This window comes from Azohydromonas australica DSM 1124 (assembly GCF_000430725.1).
In the GTDB taxonomy this organism is placed as follows: Bacteria; Pseudomonadota; Gammaproteobacteria; order Burkholderiales; family Burkholderiaceae_C; genus Azohydromonas; species Azohydromonas australica.
On sequence record NZ_KE387223.1, the window covers coordinates 37,588 to 45,214 of the forward strand.

The following is a 7,627-nucleotide window of genomic DNA, read 5'->3' on the forward strand; positions in this document are numbered from 1 at the left end:
CAGCGAGATCATCGGCCAGTCCTTCGAGGTGTTCTATCCGCGCGAGGCCATCGACCGCGGCTTGCCCCGTGAGGAACTCGAGCGCGCCACGGCGCTGGGCCGCTTCGGGGAGGAAGGCTGGCGCCTGCGCATGGATGGCAGCACTTTCTGGGCCAGCGTCGTCATCACGGCACTGCACGACCCGCAAGGGCGGTTCATGGGCTTCGCCAAGGTCACGCGCGACCTCACCGAGCGCAAGCGCCAGGTAGACACGCTGCGCCACAGCGAGGAGCAGTTCCGGCTGCTGATAGAGGCCGTCAAGGACTACGCCAGCTTCATGCTGGACCTCGAGGGCGGGGGCTGACCTGGAACGCGGGTGCACGGGCCATCAAGGGCTACACGGCCGACGAGGTGGTCGGGCGGCACTTTTCGATGTCCTTGACCGCGCAGGACGTGGCCGCAGGCGTGCCCCAACGCGAGTTGGACAGCGTGCCGCACGGGCGGCGCAGAAACCGAGGGCTGGCGCGTGTGCAATGACGGCACGCTGTTCTGGGCCAATTATCGTCATCACGACGGTGCATGACCACACCGGCATGCTGCGCGGCTTTGCCAAGATCACACGCAACCTCACCGAGCAGCGCCGCATGGAGGAACTCAAGCACACAAGCCGGCGCATGCACGAGTTCCTGGCCATGCTCGCGCACGAGCTGCGCGACCCGCTGACCCCCTTGCGCAACGCCGGAGCTGCGGCAGAGCAGCCATCACGATCACCTGGTGTGCGTGCGTTGCGTGCGCGTGGAGGAGTTTCATGACGCCGCGATCGAGGAGCGCCAGCGCGCCGTCGCTGAAGGCATGGGCTTCGAACTGCGAGAGCATGCATTGACGCTGTACGGCTTGTGCTCGGCCCACACGTGCGGCGGCGCAGAAGCCGCCGGCAACGATTGAAGGGCGGCCCGGTGAAATCGGCAGCAGCATCTGCCCGCTGGGGTGGGCATGCCCGGTGCAGGAGGCCTGCAATCGAAGCGCAGGAGTCCGCACGCCTGACCTTGCGGATCTCCGCCGAGAAGGCTCGTCAGCTGCGTGAGGTGGCGCGGGAGCGCGGTATGAGCGTCAACAGGCTGCTCGACGAGATGGCGTCGCTGGCGGTGTTCGAGTTCGAGTTCATGCGCTCCTCGCGCCGCGATTGACGCGGTGCCCGCTTCAAGCCGCCTGGAACGGCTCGGCTTGCTGCCCGGCGATCATGTGCACATAAGTCGTTGGAGCTGTCCTTCATGCGATCAGCCATGACGGCCAGCTTGCCGCCACTGCTGCCAATGGCGCCGCCGGCCTGGCAGGGCCCCGTTTTGAAGGCGGGGCCGCCATGCCGGTTACTCCGGCGCGTGTTCGAGCATGAAGCTCAGCGTTGCCAAATGGTGCGTCATGCTGGCCTTGCCCACGTCGACAGGTGCGGACTCATGCTCTGCCTTCAGAACGTTGAGGCCCTGGTTGCGTACCGGGAGCGTGATGCGGCCGTTAGCGTCGCAGACCAGCGCTTGTGCATCGGGGTCCGTCACCACGTCCTGCCAAACCTTGGCGCGCGGTAGCGGCTTACCTTTGAAGAGCACCTGCACCGTGAGCGGCTCGTTTATGTTCTTCGGAAACGCAGCCCCCACTGGGACGATCTGCAGAGCCAGTCCAGGCGCAGGCGCCAGTGCTCCAGCAGGCAGCGCGACCAAGTGCATTGCGTACTTCATGTAGCGGCCGCTGACCGCGGCATCGCGCACTTCATCTTGTCCCTTGCCGTGCCACTTCCCCGCGGCATCGCGCGTCCAAAGGCCGTTGTTCATGACTGCGGTAAGGACGGCGGGTTTTTGCGCCAAGTCGACGAAAGCCATGCGGCCCTCGGCCACCAGTGGCGCCGCCACCGGCTGGCCCGATGCGTTGAGACCACTCATCGAGGTGAGCTTGGGCAGGCGCTTGACGACGTCCAGGTCCTCGCCGCCGTCCCCATAGACCAGCGCAAGGTTGCCTGCGCGCTGGGCGAACCAGATGCCGTGGGACTGGGCCAGGCCGCACAGCGACGTGGCGAGGGCTGCCACCAGGAGGCGCTGGGTTGCTTTCATGATCGTGTTTCCGTCCTTCGTCATGGTTCGGGAGGTGTCGGGGGGACACCTGCCGGCGTCAGAACCGGCCGGTGAGCATCAGGTGGACGCTGCGCGGATTACCTGGCGCATGCAGCGATTGCGTGCCGTCATGCCACACGTATTCGTAATACCGGTTCGCGAGGTTGCGCACCTGAAGCTCCACATCAACCTTGTCGTTAATGCTGTAGGCGGCGGACGCGTTCACGAGCAAATATTGGCCAAACTTGCCGGTATTGTTCAGCCGATCAAGATAGTAACTGCTCTGTCCGGCCACCGATCCCGAGAGACGCAGCGCATCCGTCACCTTGTAATCGACACCAAAGTTGTAAAGCAGGTGCGGTACGTGATCGATTTCATTGCCCTGCGTGGCAATCGAGGCCGCGTCGGCTTTCATGATGATGGCGCGCTGCACGGCCGCGCCGACCCAAATCCCAAGCCGCGAAGTGGGTTGCAGGTTCAATTGCAGGTCGATCCCGCGGCGCCGCGTCTCGCCAATATCCTCCGAACTGTTGTTCGGATCGTTGATCTTTCGGCGCGCTTCATTGGTCGCATATTGCTGCCACAGCGCAATGCGGCCCTCGACCCATTGCAGGGGCCGGAATTTGACGCCGGTTTCCCATCCGGTGTTGATGGAAGGCGACAGATCGTTGGTCTGGTTGATCTTGTAAGTCGCCGATCCGATGCCCACCTGGAACGTCCGGCCCCAATTGCCGTACACCGAATAGGCATTGTCCAACTTGTAGACGGCGGAAATCTTCGGCTGCCGGATCAGCCCATAATCGTTGATGTCATAAACACGATTAGTGAGTGCGTTGGTAAAGCTGCCGGACAGCTTGTCAACCCGATAGGCCGGCGTGATAGTCAGCGCCGGAATGGGCTTGTAGATGCCCTGGATGAAACCACCAACGGTATTCAGGTCGAACTGCTGATTTCGGTCCTGTGACGGTTGCAGACGGTTGACCGTGAAAAAGCGTTGATTCTCGTTATTCTGCCGTTCAGTATCGAGCCCGCCGACCACCGTGAACTGGCCGGCCGACGTTGCTTTGGGACGCCACGTCAACGTCGTGGAGGCACCGACATGATTTTCGGCAATGATGCGTTCCTGTTGCCGGCTACCCCCCGAAAAGGTCACGAAGCGGTGGTCGTCGATGTCGTTGTTGTAGAGCTGCGCCGTCCAGAACAGTTGATTTCCCAGATCGGTTTCCGATTGCAGGGCAATTTGGCTCATGCGGCGCGTTCCACCGTCGGTGGCGTTGTGGGGCGGCGACTGATCCGGGTTGGCGCGGGACTGGGCCAGTGTCAGGAAGCCCGGCTCGTCCGCCGTCACCTCGTGGTGCCGCACGATCAGGCCGTAACGGCTGTTGCCCGCATCAGGCGAATAGAACCATTTTCCTGCAAAGCTGAATTTCTCCGCATCCGAATGGTCACGGTAGCCATTGGTCTTCTGATAAGCGATGGAATAATTCTGCGAGAAGCTACCGTCGTCGATGCCCACGGCCGCCTGTAGATCCCTTGTAGCGAAGCTTCCGTAACCGATCCGGGCGGTCCGGTAATTGCCGCCAATTTTCGTCACGATATTGGCGTTACCGGAAATGTTGTGAAGCCCATACCTCGGATCATTGGTGCCCCGCACCAACTCGATCGACTGGATATCCAAGAGCGGCACCAGGTCGAGGTACGGCATCATCCCGTCGTTGGTGTTGCTGGGCACGCCGTCGATCAGCAGCTTGACGGCATTTATTTCTCCCTCGCCGGTGAAGCCGCGCATCGAGATCTTTCCCGACGTCGTGCCTTGGCCATATTGCGTTAGCATCACTCCTGGCAATTGTCCAAACAGCTGCCAGTTGTTATTGACTACCTGCGTGGAAATCTTGCTTTCCTGCAGCACGTCCACCGAGGTCAGCACGTTGCGGGTCGCCAGCGGACCGGTCGCCTGGCCGAGAACCGTAATCTGCCCGAGCGTCATGGCCGGTGTTGCACTGCCGTCCGCAGCGTCTTGTGCACTGGCGGATACACCAAACGCCATGCCGATGGCGAGAACGATCTTCTTTTTGCTGGAAACCATTTTTTGAAGACTCGGACGCGAAACGTCCTGACGGTGAATGAACACCCCAAAGGCCGCACGCGGCGAACCCGAGAGTGGGAAGGGCGGATGACGATTGCCGTGACGCAGCAGTCGTCGAGGTGATGGAATGGGGCCGCGGCACCGCCTGTCGATGCCGAAGCTTGCTGGAGCGTCGCCGTGCCGTTGTGCGGCGCCGGCCCTGTCAGCCGCTGCGGATTCGCAGCGTCATACGGCAGGCAAGACTCCATTCCCGAGCGAAAGCAGTCAGCGATGCTATCGAACCCGCCCTGCGATGTAAACTACAATGAGAATCAGTCGCATTTGTGAGACAAGGACGGTATGCGCAAGGCTGCGTCATGGTTGCATCGGTACCTGGGCCTGGCGTTGGCCGGCTTGCTGCTCGTCAGTGGCGGCACTGGCGCCTTCATCACCTTTTCCAGCGAGATCGATGCCGCCTTCAATCCCTCGCTGCGCCAGGTGGAGGCACAGCCTGAGGCGGTATCCATCGACACGCTGGCCGCCGGCGCGCGCGAAGCCCGGCCCCGAGACACCATTCGTCTCATCGTCCTGCCGACCGCGCCAGGCGATGCGGCCGAGGCCTGGTACGCAGGCAGCCGCATGCGGGCCTACCTCGACCCGTACAGCGGGCAGATCCTCGGTGTGCGCGACACGCACGACTCGCTGCTGGGCTTTCTCACCGACCTCCACATCAACTTGATAGCAGGAGACATCGGAAAAGCAGTTCTTGGCTGGGCCGGCTTGGCCACCATCGTCCTGATCGGTCTTGGCACATGGCTGTGGTGGCCTAAGCCCGGCCGCTGGCAGCAAGCGTTCAAGATCAAGTGGGGAGCTTCACCCGTGCGCGTCTGGTTCGACGTGCACAAGCTCGCTGGCGTCCTGGTTGGAGCCTTCCTTGTTGTGATCGCAACCACAGGCAGCGCACTGGCGCTGTATGACGTTGTCACGCAACCATTACTGGCCACGCTGACCGGGAAGGGGCCGTCAACGGCCCCGCCAGTTTCTTCGCGTAATGCCGGGGAAGCCGCATCGCTCGACACCATGGTCATGCAGGCCAAGGCCACGTTTCCAGAGGGCCGCGTCACAAGGATCGTGATGCCAGCCCATCCGCAGGCCGCAGTGGCCGTACGCATGCAACTGCCTGGAGAAGCGCATCAGCTCGGACGTACCTTTGTCTTTTTCGATCAATACAACGGCAAGCTTTTGCGTGCAGATAACATTTTCCAAGCCAATGCAGCTGCCCGCATCTACAGCTGGCTCTATCCATTACATACGGGGTACTACGGCGGCACGGTCACCCGTGCAATGAACATACTCTTTGGAATGTCTCTGAGCTTGCTTGCAATTTCCGGCTGCTGGATATGGATGCGGAACAAATTTGTAAAAAGAAGAGCCGATCTTCGAAAGCGGATTGTCATACGATCCAATAAAGTTGCAAATTAGACAAGCAGTTCAGCGAAGTTATCTTAGAGGGTGTAGACAGATTCAACCGGCCTACCAATTGCCACGACTCGCATGTGCAGGTCGTTGGAGGCCGGTATGTGCGCTGCCAAGAAGGATTCGCGGGCAGGTGAGCCAAACCTTGGTGGCCGACCGCGCTCGTTGAACGAAGGGCACGTGCTGGCACTGCGCGAGATTGCGTTCGAGCACCCTGGCGCGACGCTTGAGGCGGTGACGCAGCTGCTGCAGGAGCGCTGCGGTGTGAAGGTCTGCAGCATGACGGTGCGTCGGGCCTTGTACGAGGCCGGCATCGTCAGGATCAAGCCGACCCGACGCGCCGTCCCTCCCGGGCAGTCCAAAGGCTCGCCCAAGCGCTACGGCTACACGGAGCTCCACCGTCGTGAGCACACCGGGCGGGACTACAGCTGCTGCCTCACCGACGCGGAGTGGGCACTGGTAGCCGATTTGTTCGAGCACCCGGCCGGCGGCCGTGGCATGCCGCCTCGGCTGGAGCGCAGGACGCTGGTGGACGCGTGCTGCTACGTGTTGCGTACCGGCTGCGCCTGGCGGCTGTTGCCCAAGTCGTTCCCTCCCTGGACCACGCTCTACAAGTCGTTCAGCCGCTGGGCGGCGCAGGGCGCCTTCGAAGCCATGCAGGACAGACTGCGGCAACAGTGGCGCGAGCGTCTTGGCCGCCATGCCCAGCCCAGTGCCGCGGTGCTCGACTCGCAGTCCACGCGTAATTCGCCCCAGGGTGGAGAAGCAGGCTTCGACGGAGCCAAGAAGGTCAAAGGCCGCAAGCGCCACATGCTAGTGGACACACTGGGGCTGCTGCTGGCTGTGACGGTCACCGCAGCCAGCGTCCAGGACCGTGATGGCGCACCGGATGTTGTGGCGCAGGCCTGTGCCAAGGTGCCGACGCTGAAGACGCTGTTCGTCGATGGCGCCTACAGTGGGCCGTGCGCTCAAGCCCTGCAGGCTGAATACGGGCTTGATGTGCAGGTAGTTCGACATCCAGGCAACGGCAAGGCGTATGTCTTCCATGACACACGTGGCGCCCAGGCAAGCAGCGTCGTTCCCAAAGGCTTCGTTCCCTTGCCCATGCGGTGGGTCGTTGAACGCACACATGCTTGGACCGAGCGGTGCCGTCGCCTGGTGATGCACCATGACCGCAAGTCCTCAACTTCGGCGGCCTGGGTATGGCTCGCTGAAGCACAGATTCTCGTGAGCAGGCTGGCCACTCATAGTTGATTCTGTCTACACCCTCTTAATATCCACTTCCGACGCGTCGACGACGAATTAAAAATGGCTACGCCGTTATGGCGTTGCCGAAGGATTTTTCAAGTGAAAGTTATCTTCGGAACTCAGTATCAAGAGTGGTTAATAAACTCATCTACTCCCAGCTTTGGTTTGGCTTGAGCGATTGCGCAGCGGCGACAAGAAGCACCGTGGGATTGATGTTCACCGTTGTGGCTGAAACATGATGATCGCCCATGGCCGCTAGGTGTTTGGTCCCGGGATGAGATGGTGCGGGTCAACTTTGAACGTTGACGGTTCTTTGGTCCATGCATCGCAGACAGCCTGGAAGGGCGTTCGCCATCGCAATGCCTTAAGGTGCTTGGCGAAGTTGTAGGCCGTCACGAACGCCAGGACATGAGCCTTCAGCGCTTCTAGGTCCGGGTAGTGGAAGGCCTTGATGGTGGCTTCCTTTACCGTGCGGTTCATTCGCTCGGCCTAGCCATTGGTCCACGGGTGATACGGCTTGGTAAGCCGATGGTCGATGTCGTGCTCCCAGCACACGCGCTCGAAGACATGGCCGCCCATGCGATCAGTTATGCCGCCGCGGTAGCGCGGCTGCTCGGCGAACGGGGTACCGTTGTCGGTGAGCACTGTGTGGACGGCGTAGGGGTGTGAACGGCACCCAGTTGCCGGCTTGACGCCGCATCGCCATGGTAGCGGCACCAGTGACGTCCGGGCCGGTGCAGGATTTCCAGAGGCAGCG

6 protein-coding genes and 2 pseudogenes are annotated in these 7,627 nt (G+C 61.6%); 5 read left to right on the forward strand and 3 right to left on the reverse strand.

Features of this window, described 5'->3' with window-relative positions:
* Nucleotides 1-13 precede the first annotated feature (13 nt).
* The 3 genes and pseudogenes from H537_RS57135 to H537_RS54250 form a co-directional block, all read left to right on the forward strand.
* A pseudogene (locus tag H537_RS57135) lies at nucleotides 14-638 on the forward strand (PAS domain-containing protein); the annotation flags it as partial.
* Between the two features lie 136 nt (nucleotides 639-774).
* Nucleotides 775-924 (forward strand): hypothetical protein, encoded by a 150-nt coding sequence (locus tag H537_RS52095; protein ID WP_375136365.1) that lies wholly within the window; start codon nucleotides 775-777, stop codon nucleotides 922-924.
* Nucleotides 925-1,025: 101 nt separating this feature from the next.
* The gene (locus tag H537_RS54250) at nucleotides 1,026-1,166 is read left to right on the forward strand and encodes a hypothetical protein (protein WP_156902282.1); all 141 of its coding nucleotides are present in this window, start codon (nucleotides 1,026-1,028) and stop codon (nucleotides 1,164-1,166) included.
* 180 nt (nucleotides 1,167-1,346) lie between these two features.
* Here H537_RS54250 and H537_RS0139685 read toward each other — a convergent pair whose 3' ends face one another.
* Both H537_RS0139685 and H537_RS0139690 read right to left on the reverse strand, forming a co-directional pair.
* The gene (locus tag H537_RS0139685; RefSeq protein WP_029002256.1) at nucleotides 1,347-2,081 is read right to left on the reverse strand and encodes a DUF4198 domain-containing protein; all 735 of its coding nucleotides are present in this window, start codon (nucleotides 2,079-2,081) and stop codon (nucleotides 1,347-1,349) included.
* Nucleotides 2,082-2,139: 58 nt separating this feature from the next.
* Nucleotides 2,140-4,167: a TonB-dependent receptor gene (locus tag H537_RS0139690; protein ID WP_029002257.1), complete on the reverse strand. Its 2,028-nt coding sequence runs from the start codon at nucleotides 4,165-4,167 to the stop codon at nucleotides 2,140-2,142.
* Nucleotides 4,168-4,506: 339 nt separating this feature from the next.
* Here H537_RS0139690 and H537_RS0139695 point away from each other — a divergent pair, with 339 nt between their 5' ends.
* Both H537_RS0139695 and H537_RS0139700 read left to right on the forward strand, forming a co-directional pair.
* Nucleotides 4,507-5,628, forward strand: coding sequence for a PepSY-associated TM helix domain-containing protein (locus H537_RS0139695; RefSeq protein WP_029002258.1), 1,122 nt, complete (start codon nucleotides 4,507-4,509; stop codon nucleotides 5,626-5,628).
* 96 nt (nucleotides 5,629-5,724) lie between these two features.
* Nucleotides 5,725-6,876, forward strand: a complete 1,152-nt coding sequence (locus tag H537_RS0139700) for an IS5 family transposase (RefSeq protein ID WP_051244745.1) — start codon at nucleotides 5,725-5,727, stop codon at nucleotides 6,874-6,876.
* A gap of 249 nt (nucleotides 6,877-7,125) precedes the next feature.
* Here H537_RS0139700 and H537_RS52100 read toward each other — a convergent pair.
* Nucleotides 7,126-7,533 (reverse strand): annotated as a pseudogene (locus tag H537_RS52100) (integrase core domain-containing protein); the annotation flags it as partial.
* Between the last annotated feature and the right edge of the window lie 94 nt (nucleotides 7,534-7,627).

Bases quoted from the DNA above. Each gene is read 5' to 3' on its own strand.
- H537_RS0139690 (WP_029002257.1), bottom strand. From the start codon at position 4,167: ATGGTTTCCAGCAAAAAGAAGATCGTTCTCGCCATCGGCATGGCGTTT.
- H537_RS0139685 (WP_029002256.1), bottom strand. From the start codon at position 2,081: ATGAAAGCAACCCAGCGCCTCCTGGTGGCAGCCCTCGCCACGTCGCTG.
- H537_RS0139695 (WP_029002258.1), top strand. From the start codon at position 4,507: ATGCGCAAGGCTGCGTCATGGTTGCATCGGTACCTGGGCCTGGCGTTG.
- H537_RS0139700 (WP_051244745.1), top strand. From the start codon at position 5,725: ATGTGCGCTGCCAAGAAGGATTCGCGGGCAGGTGAGCCAAACCTTGGT.